At 60.6% G+C, this 22,079-nt stretch carries 20 protein-coding genes and 3 tRNA genes; 21 read left to right on the top strand and 2 right to left on the bottom strand.

Features of this window, described 5'->3' with window-relative positions:
* The first annotated feature begins 129 nt into the window (after positions 1 to 129).
* From AC0T4W_RS13555 to AC0T4W_RS13515, 9 genes are all read left to right on the top strand, one after another.
* A complete protein-coding gene (locus AC0T4W_RS13555; RefSeq protein ID WP_476319679.1) occupies positions 130 to 2,955 on the top strand; it encodes a motility hub landmark protein FimV in 2,826 nt (941 codons plus the stop codon).
* 3 nt (positions 2,956 to 2,958) lie between these two features.
* Positions 2,959 to 3,825: a tRNA pseudouridine(38-40) synthase TruA gene (gene truA, locus AC0T4W_RS13550; protein WP_476319677.1), complete on the top strand. Its 867-nt coding sequence runs from the start codon at positions 2,959 to 2,961 to the stop codon at positions 3,823 to 3,825.
* Positions 3,826 to 3,876: 51 nt separating this feature from the next.
* Positions 3,877 to 4,497, top strand: a complete 621-nt coding sequence (locus AC0T4W_RS13545; protein ID WP_476319675.1) for a phosphoribosylanthranilate isomerase — start codon at positions 3,877 to 3,879, stop codon at positions 4,495 to 4,497.
* Positions 4,498 to 4,713: 216 nt separating this feature from the next.
* Positions 4,714 to 5,598, top strand: a complete 885-nt coding sequence (gene accD / locus AC0T4W_RS13540) for an acetyl-CoA carboxylase, carboxyltransferase subunit beta (RefSeq protein ID WP_476319673.1) — start codon at positions 4,714 to 4,716, stop codon at positions 5,596 to 5,598.
* Positions 5,595 to 6,902, top strand: a complete 1,308-nt coding sequence (gene folC / locus AC0T4W_RS13535; RefSeq protein WP_476319671.1) for a bifunctional tetrahydrofolate synthase/dihydrofolate synthase — start codon at positions 5,595 to 5,597, stop codon at positions 6,900 to 6,902. Before accD ends, folC begins: the two co-directional genes overlap by 4 nt.
* Entirely contained in the window at positions 6,886 to 7,494 is a 609-nt protein-coding gene (locus tag AC0T4W_RS13530; RefSeq protein ID WP_476319669.1) for an SPOR domain-containing protein, read from the top strand. The genes folC and AC0T4W_RS13530 overlap by 17 nt, the downstream gene beginning before the upstream one ends.
* A 122-nt stretch (positions 7,495 to 7,616) precedes the next feature.
* Positions 7,617 to 8,171 (top strand): CvpA family protein, encoded by a 555-nt coding sequence (locus AC0T4W_RS13525; RefSeq protein ID WP_476319667.1) that lies wholly within the window; start codon positions 7,617 to 7,619, stop codon positions 8,169 to 8,171.
* A gap of 45 nt (positions 8,172 to 8,216) precedes the next feature.
* A complete protein-coding gene (gene purF / locus AC0T4W_RS13520) occupies positions 8,217 to 9,725 on the top strand; it encodes an amidophosphoribosyltransferase (protein ID WP_476319664.1) in 1,509 nt (502 codons plus the stop codon).
* Between the two features lie 86 nt (positions 9,726 to 9,811).
* Complete coding sequence (locus AC0T4W_RS13515) at positions 9,812 to 11,023, top strand: O-succinylhomoserine sulfhydrylase (protein WP_476319662.1); 1,212 nt, start codon at positions 9,812 to 9,814, stop codon at positions 11,021 to 11,023.
* Between the two features lie 234 nt (positions 11,024 to 11,257).
* On the opposite strand, the gene gspD is transcribed toward AC0T4W_RS13515, so the two are convergent.
* On the bottom strand, positions 11,258 to 13,207 hold the full coding sequence (gene gspD, locus AC0T4W_RS13510) for a type II secretion system secretin GspD (RefSeq protein WP_476319660.1): 1,950 nt from the start codon (positions 13,205 to 13,207) through the stop codon (positions 11,258 to 11,260).
* A gap of 4 nt (positions 13,208 to 13,211) precedes the next feature.
* Entirely contained in the window at positions 13,212 to 13,781 is a 570-nt protein-coding gene (locus AC0T4W_RS13505; RefSeq protein ID WP_476319658.1) for a type II secretion system protein N, read from the bottom strand.
* A 325-nt stretch (positions 13,782 to 14,106) separates the two neighbouring features.
* On the opposite strand from AC0T4W_RS13505, the gene gspE reads away from it, so the two are divergent.
* The 12 genes from gspE to AC0T4W_RS13445 all read left to right on the top strand — a co-directional run bounded on the left by gspE (position 14,107) and on the right by AC0T4W_RS13445 (position 21,970).
* Complete coding sequence (gspE, locus tag AC0T4W_RS13500; RefSeq protein ID WP_476319655.1) at positions 14,107 to 15,594, top strand: type II secretion system ATPase GspE; 1,488 nt, start codon at positions 14,107 to 14,109, stop codon at positions 15,592 to 15,594.
* A 3-nt stretch (positions 15,595 to 15,597) separates the two neighbouring features.
* The gene (gene xcpS / locus AC0T4W_RS13495) at positions 15,598 to 16,815 is read left to right on the top strand and encodes a GspF family T2SS innner membrane protein variant XcpS (protein ID WP_476319653.1); all 1,218 of its coding nucleotides are present in this window, start codon (positions 15,598 to 15,600) and stop codon (positions 16,813 to 16,815) included.
* A 3-nt stretch (positions 16,816 to 16,818) separates the two neighbouring features.
* On the top strand, positions 16,819 to 17,244 hold the full coding sequence (gspG, locus tag AC0T4W_RS13490; RefSeq protein WP_267807418.1) for a type II secretion system major pseudopilin GspG: 426 nt from the start codon (positions 16,819 to 16,821) through the stop codon (positions 17,242 to 17,244).
* A gap of 5 nt (positions 17,245 to 17,249) precedes the next feature.
* Positions 17,250 to 17,792: a type II secretion system minor pseudopilin GspH gene (gene gspH, locus AC0T4W_RS13485; protein ID WP_476319650.1), complete on the top strand. Its 543-nt coding sequence runs from the start codon at positions 17,250 to 17,252 to the stop codon at positions 17,790 to 17,792.
* A complete protein-coding gene (gene gspI / locus AC0T4W_RS13480) occupies positions 17,789 to 18,178 on the top strand; it encodes a type II secretion system minor pseudopilin GspI (protein WP_476319647.1) in 390 nt (129 codons plus the stop codon). Before gspH ends, gspI begins: the two co-directional genes overlap by 4 nt.
* Positions 18,175 to 18,870 carry a type II secretion system minor pseudopilin GspJ gene (gene gspJ, locus AC0T4W_RS13475; RefSeq protein WP_476319646.1) on the top strand — a complete coding sequence of 232 codons (696 nt, stop codon included), beginning with the start codon at positions 18,175 to 18,177 and terminating at the stop codon, positions 18,868 to 18,870. Before gspI ends, gspJ begins: the two co-directional genes overlap by 4 nt.
* Positions 18,867 to 19,832: a type II secretion system minor pseudopilin GspK gene (gene gspK / locus AC0T4W_RS13470; protein ID WP_476319644.1), complete on the top strand. Its 966-nt coding sequence runs from the start codon at positions 18,867 to 18,869 to the stop codon at positions 19,830 to 19,832. The genes gspJ and gspK overlap by 4 nt, the downstream gene beginning before the upstream one ends.
* Positions 19,829 to 20,965: a type II secretion system protein GspL gene (gene gspL, locus AC0T4W_RS13465; RefSeq protein ID WP_476319642.1), complete on the top strand. Its 1,137-nt coding sequence runs from the start codon at positions 19,829 to 19,831 to the stop codon at positions 20,963 to 20,965. Before gspK ends, gspL begins: the two co-directional genes overlap by 4 nt.
* 2 nt (positions 20,966 to 20,967) lie before the next feature.
* On the top strand, positions 20,968 to 21,483 hold the full coding sequence (locus AC0T4W_RS13460) for a type II secretion system protein M (RefSeq protein ID WP_476319639.1): 516 nt from the start codon (positions 20,968 to 20,970) through the stop codon (positions 21,481 to 21,483).
* Between the two features lie 125 nt (positions 21,484 to 21,608).
* Positions 21,609 to 21,684 (top strand) — tRNA-Val (locus AC0T4W_RS13455).
* A 32-nt stretch (positions 21,685 to 21,716) separates the two neighbouring features.
* A tRNA-Asp gene (locus AC0T4W_RS13450) sits at positions 21,717 to 21,793 on the top strand.
* A 100-nt stretch (positions 21,794 to 21,893) separates the two neighbouring features.
* A tRNA-Asp gene (locus AC0T4W_RS13445) sits at positions 21,894 to 21,970 on the top strand.
* Positions 21,971 to 22,079 lie beyond the last annotated feature (109 nt).

Raw genomic sequence — 22,079 nt, 5'->3', positions numbered from 1 at the left:
AATCTTTCGAGCTTGGCAATACTGGCTGAGTTGATTGCTGAATGGGGTTGCGTCTTTGGACGTAGCAGGCAGCAATGTTCAACATCCTCTCGCTGGTCGAGAAAAAAAGATAAAACAAGGGATAACGCTATGGTTCGGGTTCGCAAACTGGTGCTGGCAATCGCAGCTGCTTCGGCGCTGTCATCCGGTATGGCGCACGCGCTGGGGCTGGGTGAAGTGACCCTGCAATCGGCGCTCAATCAGCCGTTGGTAGCTGAGATTGAGTTGCTGGAGGTGCGTGATCTGGCTTCCAATGAAGTTATACCGACCTTGGCGTCCCCGGAAGCATTCACTAAAGCCGGCGTTGATCGTCAGTTCTTCCTGACTGACCTGAAATTCACCCCGGTACTCAAACCCAATGGCAAAAGCGTCATTCGGGTGACCTCTAACAAACCCATGCGTGAGCCTTACCTGAATTTCCTGGTTGAAGTGCTCTGGCCGAATGGCCGTTTGCTACGTGAATACACCCTGCTGCTCGATCCACCGCTGTATACCCCGCAAAGTGTCACGCCTGCTGCTGCACGACTGCCTGTAGCTGCACCGGCTCCGGCACCACGTGCACAAACTCCAGCTCCTGCCCCGCGCCCAGTAACTGCTGCAGCTCAACCAGCAGCCCCAGCTGCGCCCGCCGCTCCAGCCGCCAAGCCCAAGCCGCTGGAAGGCAATGAATACAAAACCACTGCCAACGACACGCTCTGGGAAATTGCCCAGCGTGCGCGTGCTGGCGGTAGCGTGCATCAAGCCATGTTGGCGATCCAGGATCTGAACCCGGATGCCTTTATCGACGGCAACATCAACCGCCTGAAGAAGGGTCAGGTGCTGCGCCTGCCGGATGCACAGCAGGTCAAGAGCCGCGCACAGGGCGAGGCCATCGCTCAGGTTGCCGAGCAGAACGCCGCTTGGCGTGAAGGGCGCAGTGTTGCCGCCAGCGCGCGTCAACTGGATGCCACTAAGCGCACCAGCGCCGCAGCAACTCCGGCCAAGGTTGAGGCGGGTGATAGCCTGAAGCTGGTTGCTGCTGATAGCGGTAAAGCTACCGCCGGCAGTGACAAAGGTGCAGCCGACAGCAAAGCGCTGACTGACAAATTGGCTGTGACCCAGGAAAGCCTGGACTCCAGCCGTCGTGAAAACGATGAGCTGAAAGGCCGTATGACGGACCTGCAGAGCCAGCTCGACAAGCTGCAGCGCCTGATCCAGTTGAAAGACGACCAGATGGCCAAGCTGCAGGCTGATCTCGCTGCGCAAGGCCAGGCTCCAGCTGTTGCGCCTGCCGTCCCAGCAGCCCCTGTAGCTGAAGCCCCGGTTGCTCCAGCTGAGCCAGCTCCTGAGGCTGCGCCGCAAGAGCCAGCTGCTGCTACTCCTGTAGTACCTGCCACAACTGGCGAGACGGATTTTAATTACAGCGAAGAGCCTGCCGCTCAGCCAGAAGCCGTTGCGCCAGTAGCGGTACCTGAACCGGCACCTATTGCCGCGCCTGAGCCTGCTCCGGCAATACCTGCTGCGCCGGTTGTCGAAGCGCCGGTAGTGGCCGAACCACCTGCTGAAAGCAGCACCCTTGATGACTTGTTGGCCAGCCCGATGTTGCTGGGCGCCGCAGGCGGTGGTGCGCTGCTGATATTGCTGGTGGCGCTGATGATGCTGTCGCGCCGCAATGCCCTGAAAGAAGCCGAATTACAGGAAAGCCTGGCCGCCGATGATGGCTCGTCCGATCTGGGCGCTGGCCTGGATCTGTCGGAGGACAGCTTTGCCGGTATGGCGGATGACCTGGATGGTCAGCAAAGCGACCTGCCGAACGAAGAGCGTGTGACTGCGCAAACCGGTGATGCGCTGGGCGAAGCGGATATCTACATCGCCTATGGCCGCTTCCCTCAGGCTGCTGAACTGCTGCAAGGGGCCATCAACGATGAGCCGCAGCGCAGTGATCTGCGCCTGAAGTTAATGGAAGTCTATGCCGAGATGGGTGACCGCAATGGTTTTGCCCGTCAGGACAACGAATTGCGCGAGATCGGCGGCAGTGCTGCTGAGCTTGATCAGATCAACGCCCGCTACCCTGCCATGGCAGTTGTTGCCGGCGCCGGTTTTGCTGCTGCCGCCGCTGAAGAAAGCCTGGATAGCTTTAGCCTGGACGATCTGGCCCTGGACGAGCCGAGCCCGAACGCCGTCACCGGCGATCAAGACGATGCATTCGATCTGAGCCTGGATGACCTTGAGTCCGAGCTGGATCGTGGTTTGCAGGCTGCCGGTAACAATGCGTCCCTGGATGATCTGGACAGCCTGTCGCTGGATAGCGACCTGGATTTCAGCTCGCCCGTTGAGCAAGCCAATAACAAGGACGACGATCTGGGTTTTGATCTGAGCCTGCCTGATGGCGATGATAACGATCTCGATCTAGGCGGCGACCTGGCTGATTTCAGCCTAGATCTGGATGAGCCTGCCAAGCCTGCGGCAGCTGCTGAAGATGACTTCCTGCTGAGCCTGGATGATGAGCCAAGTGCCGCGCCGGTCGTGGCTGAGTCAAGTTTTGACCTGCCGGATGAGCAAGCGGGTGGCGACTTTGATCTGTCGGCTGATTTTGATCTGGCGCTGAATGATGAGGCGCCTGCGCCGCCATCGAGTGACAGTTTCGCGGCTCAACTGGATGAAGTCAGCGCTGAGCTGGATATTCTGTCTGAGGATCTGGATCAGCCTGCTGATCTGGGGGCGCCAGCAGGTGCCGCCTCGCCCAGCCTGGATAATGACGATGACTTCGACTTCCTCTCGGGTACCGACGAGACGGCAACCAAGCTCGATCTGGCTCGCGCCTACATCGACATGGGGGATGCCGAAGGTGCTCGCGATATCCTCGATGAAGTCATCACCGAAGGTAACGAAGGTCAGCAAAATGAAGCGCGTGAGCTGATCGCTAAATTGGTCTGATACATGTCTGATGGTCTTACTACAACGGCAGCCGAATCGGCTGCCGTTGGCGTTTTCAAGATAGCCCTGGGTGTCGAGTACAAAGGTTCGCGCTATCGCGGTTTTCAGCGCCAGCGTGCCGGCGTGCCTTCAATCCAGGAATCGCTGGAAAAAGCTCTGGCGAAAGTCGCTGGCGGTGTTCCCGTTACCTTGAGTTGCGCCGGGCGTACCGATGCGCTGGTGCATGCCAGTGCCCAGGTGGTGCATTTCAATACGCCGGTCGAGCGTTCCATGCATGCCTGGGTTATGGGCGCGAATATGAACCTGCCCGGTGATATAAGCGTGACCTGGGCCAAGTCCATGCCAGCGCACTTTGATGCGCGTTTTTGCGCTCAAGCGCGGCGCTACCGTTATGTGATTTATAACGATCAGATTCGCCCGGCGCATATGGCTGAAGAAGTGACCTGGAACCATCGGCCACTGGATGTCGAGCGCATGCGTCAGGCGTCCCGTGCATTTATTGGCACCCATGATTTCAGTGCCTTTCGCGCGCGTCAGTGCCAGGCTAAGTCGCCGATCAAGACTGTGCATCACCTGGAGTTGCTGCAGTACGGGCGGTTTATCGTGCTGGATATTCGCGCCAACGCCTTCCTGCATCACATGGTGCGTAATATCGCCGGGGTGCTGATGACCATAGGGGCGGGCGAGCGGCCGGTTGAGTGGGCGCAGGAAGTGCTGGAAACCCGCGTGCGGCGTACGGGCGGAGTGACTGCCCATCCCTATGGCTTGTACCTGGTTCAGGTCGATTACCCCGAGGAATTCGACTTGCCTAAGCGCTATCTGGGGCCACACTTTCTTTCCGGCTTGCCCGATGTGGCGGCTGACGCCTGAAAGGCTATTTGTTAGCATCCGGCTCTGGTCGAATTTCTTGAGGTCATCCCGTTGTCAGTCGTTCGCAGCAAGATTTGTGGGATTACCCGCATAGAAGACGCATTGTCGGCTGTCGAAGCGGGCGCTGATGCGATTGGCCTGGTGTTCTATGCCAAGAGCCCGCGTGCCGTTACGGTTCAGCAAGCGAGGGCGATCATTGCCGCTTTGCCGCCTTTTGTGACCACGGTGGGCCTGTTTGTCGATGTCAGTCGCTGTGAGCTGGGCGAGATTCTCGATGCAGTGCCGCTTGATCTGCTGCAGTTCCATGGCGACGAGAACCCTGAAGACTGTGATGGCTACCACCGGCCTTATATCAAGGCGCTGCGGGTCAAGCCAGGTGATGACATTGCCGCGCAGGTGGCGCTGTACAGGAATGCCAGCGGTGTACTGCTGGACACCTATGTCCCTGGTATTCCGGGTGGCACGGGCGAGGCATTCGATTGGTCGCTGGTGCCACAAGACTTGAGCAAACCGGTGATTCTGGCCGGCGGTCTGACGGCTGAGAACGTCGCGCAGGCCATCGCCCAGGTGCGCCCCTATGCCGTGGATGTCAGTGGTGGTGTGGAAATGGCCAAGGGCATCAAGGATATGGAGAAGATTCGTGCTTTTATGCAGGCAGTAAAGGCTGCTTGAGGCGCTTGGTTGATGTGACGGCGCTGCGGCCTTTGCCGTCCATAACCCTGTTGCAGGTTGGATAAACGCTGCAGGCGGTCGTTCGAGGCGGCGGGTGCGTGAGAGTTGGTAGCAGTGCGCCGGCCCCTGAAACGACTGTACCTATGAATTTTTCCGGATAGGCCTGGTCGCATTTAGCGCAGCCCCTCCGGTTAACAGCTTTGGAGAGTCAAGAGCATGAGCAACTGGTTGGTAGACAAACTGATCCCATCGATCATGCGTTCCGAGGTCAAAAAGAGTTCGGTGCCCGAGGGCCTGTGGCACAAATGCCCGTCTTGCGATTCGGTGCTGTACAAGCCTGAACTGGAGAAGACCCTGGATGTTTGCCTCAAGTGCAATCACCACATGCGTATCGATGCCCGCTCGCGCCTGGATATCTTCCTTGATGCGGAAGGACGTGAAGAGCTGGGTGCCGATCTTGAGCCGGTTGATCGCCTGAAATTCCGCGACAGCAAAAAGTACAAGGACCGCCTCACAGGTGCGCAGAAGCAGACCGGTGAGAAAGATGCTCTGGTGGCCATTCGCGGCACCCTGGAAGGCATGCCGATTGTGACCTGCGCCTTCGAGTTCTCTTTTATGGGCGGTTCGATGGGCGCGATTGTCGGTGAGCGCTTTGTGCGCGCCGCCAATGCCGCCCTGGAGCAGCGTTGCCCGCTGGTGTGCTTCTCTGCATCCGGTGGTGCGCGGATGCAGGAAGCGCTGATCTCGCTGATGCAGATGGCCAAAACGTCGGCTGTGCTGGCGCGTCTGCGTGAAGAAGGCATTCCGTTTATTTCTGTGCTGACCGACCCGGTATACGGCGGCGTATCTGCCAGCCTGGCTATGCTCGGTGATGTGATTGTCGCCGAGCCTCGTGCATTGATCGGTTTTGCTGGCCCACGCGTAATTGAGCAAACCGTGCGCGAGAAACTGCCGGAAGGCTTCCAGCGCAGTGAGTTCCTGCTGGAGCACGGCGCCATCGACATGATCATTCACCGCGCCGAACTGCGTCCGCGCCTGGCGCGTTTGCTGGCCCAGTTTATGGGGCTGCCGTCGCCTGTAGCCTTGCCGGCGACTGCATGACCGAGCGCTCCCTTGCCGACTGGCTGAGCTATCTGGAACAACTGCACCCCAGCGCCATTGATATGGGGCTGGAGCGTCCCCGGGTAGTGCTGCAGCGCCTTGGCCTGGCCACGTTGGCGCCGCAGGTGATTACCGTCACCGGGACCAACGGCAAGGGTTCGACTTGTGCGTTTATTGCCTCGCTGCTGCAAGGGCAGGGGCTCAAGGTTGGTGTTTACAGCTCGCCGCATCTGCTGCGTTACAACGAGCGGGTGCAGGTCGCGGGCGTTGAAGCCACTGATGCTATGCTCTGTGAGGCCTTCGCCGTAGTCGAGGCCGCGCGCGGCGACACCTCGCTGACCTATTTCGAAATGGGCACTTTGGCAGCGTTCTGGCTGTTTCAGCAGGCTGGTCTGGATGCTCTGGTGTTGGAAGTCGGCCTTGGTGGTCGGCTGGATGCGGTCAATCTGCTAGATGCCGACATCGCCCTGGTCACCAGTATCGGCATCGATCATGCCGACTGGCTGGGTGATACCCGTGAGTCGGTTGCCTTCGAGAAGGCCGGTATTTTCCGCGCCGGCAAGCCTGCTTTGTGTGGTGATCTTGAGCCGCCGCAGCCTCTGCTTGATCAGGTGGCGCTGCTCGACGCTCCATTCTTCCTGCGTGGTCGTGACTATGACCTGAGCATTAATGCGCAGGGTTGGTCCTGGTCCGGCCTCAATCATCAGGGTGAGGTGCTGCGCCTGGCGCACTTGCCACTGCTTGATCTGCCCATGGAAAACGCTGCCCTGGCTCTGCAGGCGTATGCGGTGATGCAATTGCCCTGGCAGCCCGAGTTGATCAGTCAGGCACTGCAGCAGACGCGAGTGACCGGGCGGCTGGATCGCAGAATGCTCAATTGGCAGGGTAAGTCACTCACGCTGCTGCTTGATGTTGGGCATAATCCCCATGCTGCCGAGTACCTTGCACAACGCCTGGCTAGCCGGGCGTTGTCAGGCAAGCGCCTGGCCGTGTTTGGTTTGCTGGCTGACAAGGACCTGCCCGGTGTGGTGGCGCCTTTGTTAAGCGAGGTGGACAGTTGGGCGGTGACGGCTTTACCGACCAGTCGCACCCGTGCTGCCGCCGAGTTGCAGGCGCATCTGCATAACAGTGGTGCGCAAGTCGCCGCTTATGCCAGTGTGCAGGCAGCGCTTGAGGCTCAGTGTGAGCAGGCTTCGGATGGCGATGAAGTGCTGTTGTTTGGATCTTTCTACTGCGTGGCCGAGGCCCTGGATTGGCTGGCCCGCCAAGCCAATGGGGGCGTGCAGGATGGCTTTGCTGGATAAGGGATTGAAACAGCGCATGGTGGGTGCGCTGGTATTGCTGGCGCTGGCAGTGATTTTCCTGCCGATGCTGCTGTCGCGTGAAGATGAGTCGCAGCGGGTTCAGGTCGATGCACCGGCAATGCCAGTGGCCCCTGAGGCCCCTGAGTTCGAATTGCAGCCGGTGGCCGTGCCTGAGCCGCAGTTATTGTCCGACGAGCCGATTGGCGCCGAAGCTGCGCAAAGTCTGGCGCCAAGCGAGCCTGTTGTGAGTGAGCAGCCGGCTGCGCCAATCACCTCAACGACGCCAGTGGCCGCGCCTAAGCCTGTGGTAACGCCGCCTCAGCCTGCGCCGAGTAAGCTGGATGCCAATAGCCTGCCGATCAGTTGGTCGGTGCAGTTGGCCAGTCTGTCCAGTAGCGACGGTGCGCAGAAGCTGCAAAAAACCCTGCGCAGCCAAGGCTACAACGCCTATATCCGCAGCGTTGATCGCATGAATCGGGTGTTTGTCGGGCCGCTGATTGAGCGCGCCGAGGCGGATCGTCTGCGCGACCAGCTCAATCGTCAGCACAAGCTCAATGGCTTTGTGGTGCGTTTTCAACCCGAAGCGGGCTGAGCCAAGCTGCCCGGCCCGCCACTTGGCGGGCCGGGCATTTCAGCAGTTGGCGAATCCTTTGCTTACGCCTCGCACAGGTGCTCTGCTAAAATGCAGCGCCTTTCTCGTCGGTAACCTGCATCGTGGCATTCACCTGGGTCGATTGGGCGATTATCGCCGTTGTCGCCGTTTCAAGTCTGATCAGTCTGAGCCGAGGCTTCGTCAAGGAAGCCTTGTCATTGCTTACCTGGATCATTGCTGGCGTGGTCGCCTGGATGTTCGGTGGCGCACTGTCGCAGCACCTGGTGGGTTTTATCGAAACGCCTTCGGCGCGCGTAATTGCAGGTTGCGCGATTCTATTTGTGGTCACCCTGTTGGTCGGAGCCCTGGTCAATTACCTGATTGGTGAATTGATTCGGGTGACCGGGCTGTCGGGGACCGATCGTTTTCTCGGCATGGTCTTCGGCGCGGCGCGCGGTGGCCTGCTGGTGGTGGTGCTGGTTGGTCTGATCAGCCTGGCGCCAGTGCAGCAAGACAGCTGGTGGCAGGAATCAGCGCTTGTACCGCATTTTCTGATGGTTGCTGATTGGTCGAAGAACCTGATCCTGGGTCTGTCCAGTGAGTGGCTGGCCAGCGGCGTTACTGCGCCGGTGGAGTTACCGTTCAAAGAGGCACTGCAGCAGCCTAAACTGCCGTAAGTGCATTGCGAATCATCGTGTTTCATTGAGTAGGGGTTGCGTCACATGTGCGGCATTGTCGGTATCGTCGGTAAATCGAACGTCAATCAGGCGCTGTATGACGGGCTCACCGTCCTCCAGCACCGCGGCCAGGATGCTGCCGGTATTGTCACCAGCCATGATGGCCGCCTGTTCCTGCGCAAGGACAACGGCCTGGTGCGTGACGTGTTTCAACAGCGCCACATGCAGCGCCTGGTCGGCCATATGGGCATCGGCCACGTGCGCTACCCGACGGCGGGCAGCTCCAGCTCGGCCGAGGCGCAGCCCTTCTACGTCAACTCGCCGTATGGCATCACCCTGGCGCATAACGGCAACTTGACCAACGTCGAGCAGCTGGCCAAAGAGATCTACGAGTCAGACCTGCGTCACGTCAACACCAACTCCGATTCGGAAGTGCTGCTCAACGTATTCGCTCACGAGCTGGCCCAGCGCGGCAAGCTGCAGCCGACCGAGGAAGATATCTTCGCTGCGGTCAGCCAGGTACATGAGCGTTGCATCGGCGGTTACGCGGTAGTCGCGATGATCACCGGTTACGGCATCGTCGGCTTCCGCGACCCCAACGGTATCCGCCCGATCGTCTTCGGTCAGCGTCACACCGACGAAGGCGTGGAATATATGATCGCCTCGGAGAGCGTGTCCCTCGACGTGCTCGGTTTCACCCTGATTCGTGATCTGGCGCCGGGCGAAGCGGTGTACATCACCGAGGAAGGCAAGCTATTTACCCGCCAGTGCGCGGCGAACCCGAAGTACGCGCCGTGCATCTTCGAGCACGTCTATCTGGCGCGCCCGGATTCGATCATGGATGGCATCTCGGTGTACAAGGCGCGCCTGCGCATGGGCGAAAAGCTCGCCGATAAAATACTGCGTGAACGTCCGCAGCATGACATCGATGTAGTCATCCCGATTCCGGATACCAGCCGTACCGCAGCACTGGAACTGGCCAACCACCTGGGAGTGAAGTTCCGCGAAGGTTTCGTCAAAAACCGTTACATCGGCCGCACCTTTATCATGCCGGGCCAGGCCGCGCGCAAGAAATCCGTACGACAGAAGCTCAATGCCATCGAGCTGGAATTTCGCGGCAAGAACGTCATGCTGGTGGACGACTCCATCGTGCGCGGCACCACCTGCAAACAGATCATCCAGATGGCCCGCGAGGCCGGAGCGAAGAACGTGTACTTCTGCTCGGCGGCGCCGGCGGTGCGTTACCCGAACGTTTACGGTATCGACATGCCCAGTGCCCATGAGTTGATTGCGCACGGGCGTACCACTGAGGAAGTCTGCGAGCTGATCGGCGCCGACTGGCTGATCTACCAGGACCTGCCGGACCTGATCGAAGCAGTCAGTGGCAGCAAGAAGGTCAAGATCGACAACTTCGATTGCGCGGTGTTCGACGGCAAATACGTGACCGGCGATGTCGACGCGGCTTACCTGGAGAAGATCGAGCAGGCGCGTAACGATGCCTCGAAGGTCAAGTCCCAGGCTGTCAGCGCGATTATTGACCTGTACAACAACTAAGCCCGTAGCCTGGATGCAATCCAGGGGAAGCTTGTTCAATACTTCCCGGATTGCATCCGGGCTACGTTTGATCATGAGGTAGCGACATGACACTGGAATGGGATGCCGGGCGGCTGGACAGCGACCTCGATGGCGTTGGCTTCGATACCCTGGCAGTGCGCGCCGGTCAGCACCGCTCGCCGGAAGGTGAGCACAGCGAGGCGATCTACCCGACCTCCAGCTATGTATTCCGCACTGCAGCCGATGCGGCTGCACGCTTTGCAGGTGAAGTGCCGGGCAACGTCTACTCGCGTTACACCAACCCCACGGTGCGCGCCTTCGAGGAGCGCATCGCTGCCCTGGAAGGCGCAGAGCAAGCGGTGGCGACCTCATCCGGCATGTCGGCGATCCTGGCTATTGTTATGAGCTTGTGTAGCGCCGGTGACCATGTATTGGTGTCGCGCAGCGTATTTGGTTCGACCATCAGCCTGTTTGAGAAGTACCTCAAGCGCTTCGGCGTGCAGGTCGACTACGTACCGTTGGCCGATCTCGACGGCTGGGCTGCTGCATTCAAGCCCAACACCAAGCTGCTGTTTGTCGAGTCGCCGTCCAACCCATTGGCCGAGCTGGTGGATATTTCCGCCTTGGCGGACATCGCCCACAGCAAGGGCGCACTGCTGGCGGTGGATAACTGCTTCTGCACCCCGGCGCTGCAACAGCCGCTGAAGCTCGGTGCCGACGTGGTGATGCATTCGGCAACCAAATACATCGATGGTCAGGGCCGCAGCATGGGCGGCGTGGTCGCAGGCTCGGCCAAGTTGATGACCGAAGTGGTGGGCTTTCTGCGGACCGCCGGGCCGACACTCAGCCCGTTCAACGCCTGGATCTTCCTCAAAGGCTTGGAGACCCTGCGCATCCGCATGCAGGCGCACTGCGCCAGCGCGCTGCAACTGGCGCAGTGGCTGCAGCAACAGCCAGGCATCGAGCATGTGTACTACGCCGGTTTGCCCAGCCACCCGCAGCATGAATTGGCCAAGCGCCAACAGAGTGCCTTCGGTGCCGTGGTCAGCTTTGAGGTCAAAGGTGGCAAAGAGGCGGCCTGGCGTTTTATCGATGCCACGCGGGTGATCTCGATCACCACCAACCTCGGTGATACCAAGACCACCATCGCCCACCCGGCGACCACTTCCCATGGTCGTCTGAGTCCCGTCGAGCGGGCCAACGCCGGAATTCGCGATAATTTGATCCGTGTGGCGGTCGGTCTGGAAGACCTGGCTGATCTGCAAGCCGATCTGGCTCGCGGTTTGGCGGCGCTCTAAGCGCTTTTAAGCGACATTATCAGCGCTATACAAGGGGCCCTGCTTTTATTAAGCAGGGCTATTGCTGGGGGTTTATTCACGCAGATCGATAGCGAGTAGGTTGGGTTGAGGAGCAAAGCGACGAAGCCCAACAAAGCATGCCGCTGTTTGTTGGGCTTCGCTGCGCTCAACGCCAACCTACGATTTGCCGTCTCGCCCACGCAATGGGTAAAGAGTCTTTTATTACTGGAGGGTTTATTCACGCAGATCGATAGCTTCAGGCGCGCCCTGGTCGAACAGTTGCACCGGGTCGCGCGGCAGGATGCCGGGGCGGTAGTTCTCGCGGATGTCGCCCAGCACGCGGATGTCGCTGTATTTCTTCCCAGACAACGCTGCCATCCCGGCCGCATCGCGGATCACGGTGGGGCGCAGGAAGACCATTAGATTGCGCTTGATGCGGGTTTCCTTGGTCGAGCGGAACAGTCGGCCGAGCAGTGGAATGTCGCCGAGCAGCGGCACCTTGGAGTCGGTCTCGGTCACGTCATCCTGAATCAGCCCGCCGAGCACGATGACCTGGCCGTTCTCGGCGAGGATGGTGCTCTTGATCGAGCGCTTGTTGGTGATCAGGTCAACGGCATTCACGCCCTGGCTGGTGGGCGCGATGGAGGAGATTTCCTGTTCGATTTCCAGGCGCAGGCTGGCGCCATCATTGATATGCGGGGTGACTTTCAGTGTCACACCAATGTCCTGGCGCTCGATGGTGGTGAAAGGGTTGTCGGCGCCCGAACCGCTAGTGGTAAAGGAGCCGGTCTGGAAGGGTACGTTCTGCCCGACCAGAATTTCCGCCTTCTGGTGATCGAGGGTCAGCAGGCTCGGTGTCGACAACAGGTTGCTTTTACTGTTGGCCGACAGTGCGGTAATCAGCACGCCGAAACTGTCGGTGCCCAGGCCGATGATCGCGCCGTCCGGCAGGTTGCCCAGGGTGTTGTTATCAGTCTTGCTGCCGCTGTCTTGAATGGCTTGCAATACCCGGCCGACTGACAGCCCGGTGCCGCTGAAGTTGGTGCCGCCCAAGCCGCCCGTGCTGCCACGGCCATCCACGGCCCACTGCACGCCGAGGGCGTCGGTGATGTCGCCGGAAACTTCGACAATCGCTGCTTCAACCATCACCTGGGCGCGCGGTACGTCGAGCTGGCGCACGATGTCTTCCAGGGTTGCTACCACATCGGGCTCGGCCAGCAGCACCAGGGCGTTGAGGCTTTCATCGGCGCGGATTAGCACGGTCTGCGGCTTGCCGGTGGTTTCCCCGCCGGCTTCCGGTTTGAGTTTTTCGGAAATTTCTCCGAGGGTTTCCGCCAGGCTCTTGGCATCGCCATGGCGCAGACGGATGACGCGGGTATTGGCTGAGCGACTGGTGGGGGTGTCCAGTGATTTCGCCAGGGCCACCAGTTTGGCTCGCGCTGCCGGAGGGCCGAGCAGGATCAGGCGGTTGGTGCGCCCGTCGGCAATCACCTGGGTGCCAGATGCCCCCTTGGCCTGGCCACGGTCCACGGCATTGCGCAGCACTTCGGCGGTGTCCATGACCCAGGCATGCTGCAGGTTGAGCACGCTGTAATCGTTCTGGCCTTTCTGGTCGAGCTGACGCAGCAAGTCTTCGATGCGTTCGATATTGGCCGTACGGTCACTGATGATGATTGCGTTGGCGCTGCTGATCGCCGCCAGGTGGCCGTACTGCGGTACTAGCGGGCGAATCAGCGGAATCAGCTCAGTGGCCGAGCCGTGTTGCACCTGGATCAAGCGGGTTTCCAGGCGGTCCGGCGCATTGCGCCCAGCATCCGCATCGGCTTTGGCCTCGGCGTTGGGTACGATACGCGCCTGGTCGCCTTGGGTAATCACGCTGAAGCCGTGGGTGGCCATCACCGAGAGAAATAACTGATAAACCTCGGTCAGCGTCAGCGGACTGTTGGACACCACGCTGACCTGGCCCTTGACCCGTGGATCGACAACAAAGGTTTGTCCGCTGATCTGCGCGACCTGGTCGATAAATTCGCGGATATCAGCGCCCTTGAGGTTGATGGTCCAGCTTTCTTCCTGCTGGTTGGCACTTGGCGCCACGGCGGTAACGGCAGCGCTCAGCGGCAGCGAACTACAGATAAGGCCAGCGGCCAGCAGGGCGAAGGTAAGGCGCGAGAGAGTCGGAGTCATCGTGTCAGTTTTCTTCCATGGGCTGTTCGGTGGGTTCTGCAGCACCCGGCAGGCTGCCGGAGTCCTGCATCTGCTGGCGTAGAGCATCCATACGCTCACGCAGTTGGCTCAGGTCATCGGATTCCATCTCGCTGAGCTGCTCAAGCGGGTCGGCCATCACTTCCTGGGCATTGCTCTGCAGGCTGCCGGCACCCGAGCTATTGAGCGGGAAACTGAGGCTTTCGCGGCGGCCATCACGCAGCAACTCGACGCGGTCGACGGCCACCGAATGCAGACGTACACCGCTGCTGATTTCGCTGTTGATGCTGTAGCGCTGGGCCGTGCTGCCCTCGCTGAGGATGATTGCAGTGGAGCGCTGCGGGTCGGCATGCACAAAGCTGCCGAGCAGGGTCAGGCGCAGGTTAGTGCTGGGGGCGGGGCCATCATTGGCAGCTCTGCTGGCGCCGAACAACTGGCCGATCTCGGGATTAACTGCCGCCACTGGTGCTTCGTCGGTGCTGCTGTTGCTGGTCGCCACTGGCGCACGCAGTAAACGCAGCCAATCGGCACTCTGCCAAGCCAGGCTGACGCTCATAACAAGAATCAGCGCGATGCCAGCAAGAGAGGTCGCTTGACGTTGTAACCAGCGTTGTGGGGCCAAAGGTTGCAAAGGGGGCGTCACTCCGTAACTTATTATTATGTGGTGTGGTTCGCGCGCTGATCATAGACATTTGCCAAGCATTTGGCAGCCCCGGGTTGAGGTAGTGTGTAGACCAGTTCAATGTGCTAAAGATAGCGCGCTGTTTTTCGCTCTATTGCAGCCAACTTACAACAACTATGTTGCAAAACCCCAGTTTTTGAGCTTCCGCTTGATATTCTTGGGTTCACCATCAGCTTTCTGTGCTTAAGGCATATTACGGATGAATGCGCTGCTTACAGAAGTGCCATCACGGCGTTTACCCTTCAGCTTTGCCAGGCGTCACGGTGTGGTCCTCATCGCGGAGGGCGGCGTACCTTGCCTGGCTTATCGGGTCGGCGTCGAACTGGTGGCGCTGGCCGAGGCGCAGCGTTTTGTTGGTGCGCAGCTGCCGTTGCAGGCGCTGACGGCCGAAGCCTTCGAGCAGGCTCTGGGCAAGGCCTATCAGCATGATTCGGCGTCTATGCAACTGGCCGAGGACATCGGCGGCAGTCTGGATCTTGCGGCGCTGGCCGAACAGGTGCCGGAAACCGAGGACCTGCTGGAGCAGGAAGACGACGCACCGATTATTCGCTTGATCAACGCCATCCTCGGCGAGGCGATCAAGGAAAACGCCTCGGATATTCACCTGGAAACCTTCGAAAAACGTTTAGTCGTACGCTTCCGGGTGGACGGCATTCTGCGTGAGGTGCTGGAGCCCAAGCGTGAGCTGGCCGCTCTGCTGGTGTCACGGATCAAGGTCATGGCGCGGCTGGATATTGCCGAGAAGCGCATTCCTCAGGACGGGCGGATTTCCCTGAAAGTTGGCGGCCGCGAGGTGGATGTGCGGGTCTCGACCCTGCCGTCGGCCAATGGCGAGCGGGTGGTGCTGCGTCTGCTCGACAAACAGGCTGGCCGCCTCAACCTGCAGCACCTGGGCATGAGCGCCCGCGACCGCGATCAGATGGAAGCCACCGTGCGCAAGCCCCACGGCATTCTGCTGGTCACTGGGCCCACCGGTTCGGGTAAGACCACCACGCTGTACGCCAGCCTGGTCAGCCTGAATGACCGCACACGCAATATTCTTACCGTTGAAGACCCTATCGAATATCACCTCGAAGGTATCGGTCAGACCCAGGTTAACTCCAAGGTTGATATGACCTTTGCTCGCGGCCTGCGCGCCATTCTGCGTCAGGACCCGGACGTGGTGATGGTCGGCGAGATCCGCGACAAGGAAACTGCTGAAATCGCCGTACAGGCATCGTTGACCGGTCACCTGGTGCTCTCGACCCTGCACACCAACAGTGCCATCGGTGCGATTACGCGTTTGGTGGACATGGGCATCGAGCCGTTCCTGCTGTCGTCGTCCTTGCTCGGCGTATTGGCCCAGCGTTTGGTACGGGTGCTCTGCCCACATTGCAAAGAGGCTTATCAAGCTGACGAAGCTGAGTGCAAATTGCTCGGAATGCCGTTCGCCCAGTCGCCGACTTTGTACCGCGCCCGTGGCTGCGCCGAGTGCCATCAGCAGGGTTATCGTGGCCGTACCGGTATCTATGAGCTGGTGGTGTTTGATGACCACCTGCGCACCCTGATTCACAACGCCGCTTCCGAGCAGGACATGACCCGCCACGCCCGCACCCTCGGCCCGAGCATCCGCGAAGATGGCCGGCGCAAGGTGTTGGAAGGGGCGACCACGGTCGAGGAAGTGCTGCGCGTGACGCGAGAGGAATAGCGCGTGGCAGCCTTCGAATACCTCGCCCTAGACGGCAAAGGCCGCCAACAAAAAGGCGTGCTGGAAGCCGACAGCGCGCGCCAGGTGCGACAAACTCTGCGTGAGCGGCAGCTAGCCCCGCTGGATGTCAAAGCCACCCGTACTCGTGAAAATGCTGGAGCAGGCTCGCACTTCAGTTTTGCTCGCGGTATTTCCGCTCGCGATCTGGCCTTGATCACCCGGCAATTGGCGACACTGGTGCAGGCGGCGCTGCCGATTGAGGAATCCCTGCGCGCAGCGGCGGCTCAGGCCAGTTCGCCACGGATCCAGAGCATGCTTCTGGCGGTGCGCGCGCGTGTGCTGGAAGGCCATGACCTGGCCAGCAGTCTGAAAGAATTTCCTTCGGCTTTCCCTGAGTTGTACCGCGCTACGGTGGCCGCGGGCGAGCATGCCGGCCACCTTGGCCCGGTGCTGGAACAGTTGGCCGATTACACCGAGCAACGCCAGCAGTCGCGGCAGAAAATCCAGTTGGCGCTGCTCTATCCGCTGATTTTGATGTGCGCGTCCTTGCTGATTGTCGGCTTCCTGCTCGGTTATGTAGTGCCGGACGTGGTGCGGGTGTTTGTCGACTCCGGGCAAACCCTGCCGGCGCTGACGCGCGGCCTGATTGCCTTGAGTGACTGGGTCAAAGGTTGGGGTTGGCTGGCGGTTATTCTCGCCATCCTGGGCGTGTTCGCCCTGCGCTGGGCGCTGCGTGATGATGCGGTCAAGGCGCGTTGGCACGGCTTTCTGCTGCGCATCCCGTTGGTCGGGCGCTTGATTCGCGCCACCGACTGCGCGCGTTTTGCCTCGACCCTGGCGATTTTGACCCGCAGCGGCGTACCGCTGGTGGAGGCCCTGGGTATCGGCGCACAGGTGATCGCCAATCGGGTGATTCGCGCTGATGTGGTGATTGCCGCGCAGAAGGTGCGCGAGGGCGGCAGTCTGACCCGCGCGTTGGAAGCCAGTGGGCAGTTTCCGCCGATGATGCTGCATATGATCGCCAGCGGTGAGCGCTCGGGTGAGCTGGACCAGATGCTGGCGCGCACCGCGCGCAATCAGGAAAACGATTTGGGTGCCCAGGTGGCGCTGCTGGTGGGGCTGTTCGAGCCTTTTATGCTGGTCTTTATGGGGGCGGTGGTGCTGGTGATCGTGCTGGCCATTCTGCTGCCGATTCTGTCTCTCAATCAGTTGGTGGGGTAAACAGTGAACAAGCGTCAAAAGGGTTTTACGCTGATCGAAATCATGGTGGTGGTGGTGATCCTCGGCATTCTTGCCGCTCTGGTGGTGCCGCAGGTCATGAGCCGGCCCGATCAGGCCAAGGTCACCGTGGCCAAGGGTGATATCAAGGCCGTGGCGGCCGCGCTGGATATGTACAAGCTGGATAACCATGCCTACCCAAGCACCCAGCAAGGTCTTGAGGCGCTGGTGAAGAAACCTTCCGGCAACCCGCAGCCGAAGAACTGGAACCGCGATGGCTACCTCAAGCGTCTGCCGGTCGATCCGTGGGGCAACGTCTATCAATACCTGGCGCCGGGCACCAAGGGTGCTTTTGACCTGTATTCCCTGGGCGCCGACGGCAAGGAAGGCGGTAGCGATCAGGATACCGATATCGGTAACTGGGACCTCTGACCCTCATGCGTCAGCAACCGAGCCAGGCTGGGGGCTTTACCCTGATCGAACTGCTGGTGGTGCTGGTGATTCTTGGCAGCCTGATCGGTATTGCGGTGCTCAGCGTGGGCATCGCCGGTCCTGGGCGCGAGCTGCATAACGAAGCCGAGCGGCTGGCCGGCCTGATTGGCGTGCTGGCCGAGGAAGCCGTGCTGGATAACCAGGAGTACGGTTTGCTGCTCAGTCGTGAGGCATACCAAGTGTTGCGTTACGACTCGGCGAAGCAGAGCTGGCAGGCGCTCTCGGCCAAACCCCATAAGCTGCCGGGCTGGGCCGAGCTGAGTGTCGAGCTGGAAGGCGCGGCTTTGGAGCTGCCGCAGCCAGAAGGTGAAGAACCGAGCAAAGGCGCACTGACGCCCCAGCTACTGCTGCTGTCCAGCGGGGAGATCAGTCCGTTTCGCTTACGCCTGGCCGAACGCCGCGCCGATGGTTTGCGCCTGCAATTGGTCAGTGATGGTTTTCAGTTACCCAAGGTCGAGAGCGAGCAGCCGGCAGGACGCAAAAAATGAGGCGTGTTCGCGGTTTTACCCTGCTTGAAGTGCTGGTTGCCCTGGCAATTTTCGCCCTGGTTGCCGCCAGCGTGTTGACCGCTACAGCGCGCAGCCTGCAAACCGCCTCGCGTCTGGAAGAAAAGACTCTGGCCATGTGGATCGCCGATAACCAACTGGCTGAGCTGCAACTGTCGAAGACCCCGGTTGCTGATGGCCGCGACCAGGGCGAGGTGGAGCTCGCCGGGCGACGCTGGCAGTGGCAGAGCGAGGTGCAGGCCACCAGCGAGGCGGATATGCGCCGCGTCACCCTATGGGTTGCACCCGCAGAGCAGGGGCGTTTGGGCGGTGATGTGCGCGAGCGTGCGGCAGTCAGCCTGAATGGTTTTCTTGAGGTGGTGCAATGAGGGCGGCGCGCGGCTTTACCTTACTCGAGTTGCTGATTGCCATCGCCATCTTTGCGTTGTTGGGATTGGGCACCTATCGCATGCTCGACAGCGTGCTGCAAACCGACAAAGTCACCCGCGCCCATGAAATGCAGTTACGTGAGCTGGTGCGCGCTATGGCCGCATTCGAGCGCGATGTGCTGCAGGTACAAGCCCGGCCCACGCGCGATCCCTTTGGTGATCCACGTGCTGCTTTGATTGGTGAAGACCTAGATAGCCCGGCTCTGGAGCTGACTCGCAGCGGCTGGCGCAATCCGCTAGGGCAGCCGCGCTCCGGCCTGCAGCGAGTGCGCTGGCAACTCAGTGGCGAGCAGTGGCAGCGCCACTACTGGACGGTGCTGGATCAGGCGCAGGACAGCCAGCCGCAGGTGCAGCAAGCGCTGGATGGGGTGACCCGACTGCAATTGCGTTATCTGGATCAGGAGGGAACCTGGCAGACCAGTTGGCCGCCGCTGGGCAATAACCCGGACGATGCCCTAAAGCTATTACCGCAGGCCGTTGAGCTGGTACTGGAGCATCGTCGTTATGGCGAGCTGCGCCGTGTACTGCGCCTGCCAGAAGGCTTGCCGGAGCGCCTGCAGCAAGCGCCTGAACCTAGCCCGGAAGATCCCGCTGAGCCGGGTGGCGATATTCCCGAGGAGCCGCGCACATGAGTCGCCAGCGCGGCATGGCCCTGATCACCGTGTTGCTGGTGGTGGCGGTGGTGACTGTGGTCAGCGCCGGGATTATCGCCCGCCAGCAGCTGTCGATCCGCAGCAGTGCCAATCAGCTTCATGTGCGCCAAGCCTGGCATTACGCTCTGGGCGGCGAGACCCTGGCCAAAGCCATTTTGCAGCGCGACCTGCGCGAGGGCGATCCGCGTGCCCCGGTGGATCATCCCGACGAGGTCTGGGCCAAAAGCCGTGCGCCTTTTGCACTGGATGAGGGCGGCGCATTGCGGGTGCAGATCACCGACCTGACTGGGCGTTTCAACCTCAACAGTTTGCTGCGCCAGGGCCAGCCCAATCAGGCCGCCGTGGCGCAACTTCGTCGTCTGTTGCTGGGGCTGCAGATCGAAGCGCCCTACGCCGAACGCCTGCTCGACTGGCTGGATGCCGACGATCAGCCCAGTGGCGGTTACGGTGCCGAAGACAATCAATACCTGCTGGCGCAACCGCCTTATCGCTCGGGTAACCGAGAATTGAAGGATGTCTCCGAACTGCGCCTGTTGCTGGAAATGACCGAGGCGGATTACCAGCGCCTGTCGCCCTATGTCAGCGCCTTGCCGGCGGATGTCACGCTTAACGTCAATACCGCCAGCGCGCGGGTGTTGGCCAGCGTGGCTGAAGGGCTGCCACTGAGCACCGCCCAGGGCCTGGTCGCCGCACGGGGCACTGAGGGCTATCGTGATTTACCGAGCTTTACCGCGCAACTCAGTGGCCTGCAGGTACAGAGCCAGGGGCTAGCGGTGGGTAGTCAGTATTTTCAGGTGCTTAGTGAAGTCACTGTCGGTGAGCGTCGTCAGGTTCTACGCAGCACCTTGCAGCGTGCCAGTGATGGCAAGCTGTATGTTCTAGCCCGTGATTTGGGGCAGGGCGGTATGCCGCTCGCGCCCGTTGAGGAAGTCCAACCATGAGTCAGACCTATGTATTTCTGCCGCCCGCCGCCTGTGCCGGCGCGCAGGTGGATCTATCCGTGCAGTGGGTGGCCGATGGGGTGAGTGAAACCCTGACATTTGATGATGCGCAGACGCAGCTTGGCGGAAACTGGACCCTGGTTCTGCCCGTTGAGGCGGTAACCTCCTGCGCGGTCAACCTGCCGACGCGCAAAGCCCGCTGGTTGCGCCAGGCCCTACCGTTTGCTGTGGAAGAACTGCTCGCCGAGGAAGTCGAGCTGATGCACCTGGCGCTGGGCGAGCAACTGGCCGATGGCCGTCATCGGGTGTTTGCCGTGCGCCGCAGCTGGCTGGCCGGCTGGCTGGCGTTGTGCCCCACAGCGCCGCAGGCGATTGCCGTGGATGCCGATCTGTTGCCTGGGCAGGGCACTGCGCTCTTGCCGCTGCACGGTCGCTGGTTGTTGGGCGGTGAGAACGTCACGCGTATGGCGCTGCAGGCGCAGGACTGGCCGCAGCTGAGCCCTTTTTGCGCGCAGCCGCAGGTTGCCTGGTGTGATCCGCAGCATCCTGCGCCACAACCGGTCGATGAAAGTATGGTGGTGGCCGATCCCTTTGTTTGGCTGGCTCAGCAGCCGCTGCGCACTAACCTGGCCCAGGGCGAGTTCGCTGTGCAAAGCAGTAATGGTCAATGGCAACGCTGGCGGCCTTTGCTGGGGCTGGTCGGCATGTGGTTGGTGCTGCAGTGGGGCTTCAATTTAGCGCAGGGTTGGCACCTGCAGCGTCAGGCCGATGAATACGCCGCCGCCAGCGCCGCGTTGTACAAGGAGCTGTTCCCCCAGGACAGCAAACTGGTCAACCTGCGTGTGCAGTTTGATCAACATCTGCAGGCCGGCGCGGGCAGCGGACAAACCCGCTTGCTCGGCTTGCTTGCTCAGGTCAGCGGCGCGCTGGTGGCTGAGGGCGGCCAGGTGCAGATCAGTCAGGTGGATTTCAGCGAGGTGCGCGGCGATCTGGCCATGCAGGTGCAGGCAGCGGGGTTTGCCGAGCTGGAGCGTTTACGCGAGCGTTTGCAGGAAAGTGGTTTGGCGGTGCAGCTGGGCTCGGCCAGTCGAGAAGGTGCCGGCGTCAGCGCGCGCGTGGTGATCGGAGGATGAACATGGTTTCGCAAGGCAAGGGCTTTACCGTGCAGCTGGACAATTCGCTGTTGCTGCAACGCTGGCGTGCGCTGGCGCCGCGTGAGCAGTTCTCGCTCGGCAGTTTGGGGGCGTTTCTGCTGCTAGTGCTGCTGTACCTGACACTCTGGCAACCGACCCAAGAGCGCCTGGCCGCAGCACGTAGTGCGTTTGAAACGCAGCGCGAATTGAACGCCTACCTGCATAGCCAGGCACCTGCGGCGCGCAACCTAGCCAGCACCCCGCAGCAGGCGATTGACCCCGAGCGGCTGCAGGGCACGGTTACGGCCACGGCCGCAACCCAGGGCTTGACCATTGAGCGCTTGGACAACGCCGGCGATGGCGCCGTGCAGCTCAATTTGCAACCAGCCCCATTTGCCCAGTTGCTGCGTTGGTTCACTGTGCTGCAGGAGCAGGGCGTGCAAATCGCCGAAGCTGGGTTGGATCGCGCCGAAGACAATAAGGTTGCTGCTCGGCTCAGTCTGCGGGTGGCGCAATAATGGTGCGGCGTGCCCTGTGATAGCACCTGACAAGGGCAGCGCTTTTTACACTTTTTTAGAAAAACTTGAAGCAGGGTGTTGACTTAGGTGCGGCCCTTGCGTAAATTTCGCGCCTCGCAAGCAGCGGGTGATTAGCTCAGCTGGGAGAGCAGCTGCCTTACAAGCAGCGGGTCGGCGGTTCGATCCCGTCATCACCCACCACTCTTGTGAACCGGACGAAAGTCCACCGACGCGCAGCGGTAGTTCAGTCGGTTAGAATACCGGCCTGTCACGCCGGGGGTCGCGGGTTCGAGTCCCGTCCGCTGCGCCATATTTTCCAGTTTGAGTTCACTCAGGCTGAGATGAAAAAGCCCTCGAAGGCGATTTCATCAGATGAAGCAAGAGTTGTACGGACGCAAGTCCACCGACATGCAGCGGTAGTTCAGTCGGTTAGAATACCGGCCTGTCACGCCGGGGGTCGCGGGTTCGAGTCCCGTCCGCTGCGCCATATTAGAAAGCCCGCTGATAGCGATATGAGCGGGTTTTTTATTGCCTGCAGTTTATGGTCGTCATCCTTGGATATGCCACGCGACAACCTGTCATCTTGCCTTCATCTG

The sequence above is a fragment of the Pseudomonas sp. C7.1 genome (assembly GCF_056312395.1).
This window is presented reverse-complemented; position numbering and strand designations above follow the sequence as displayed.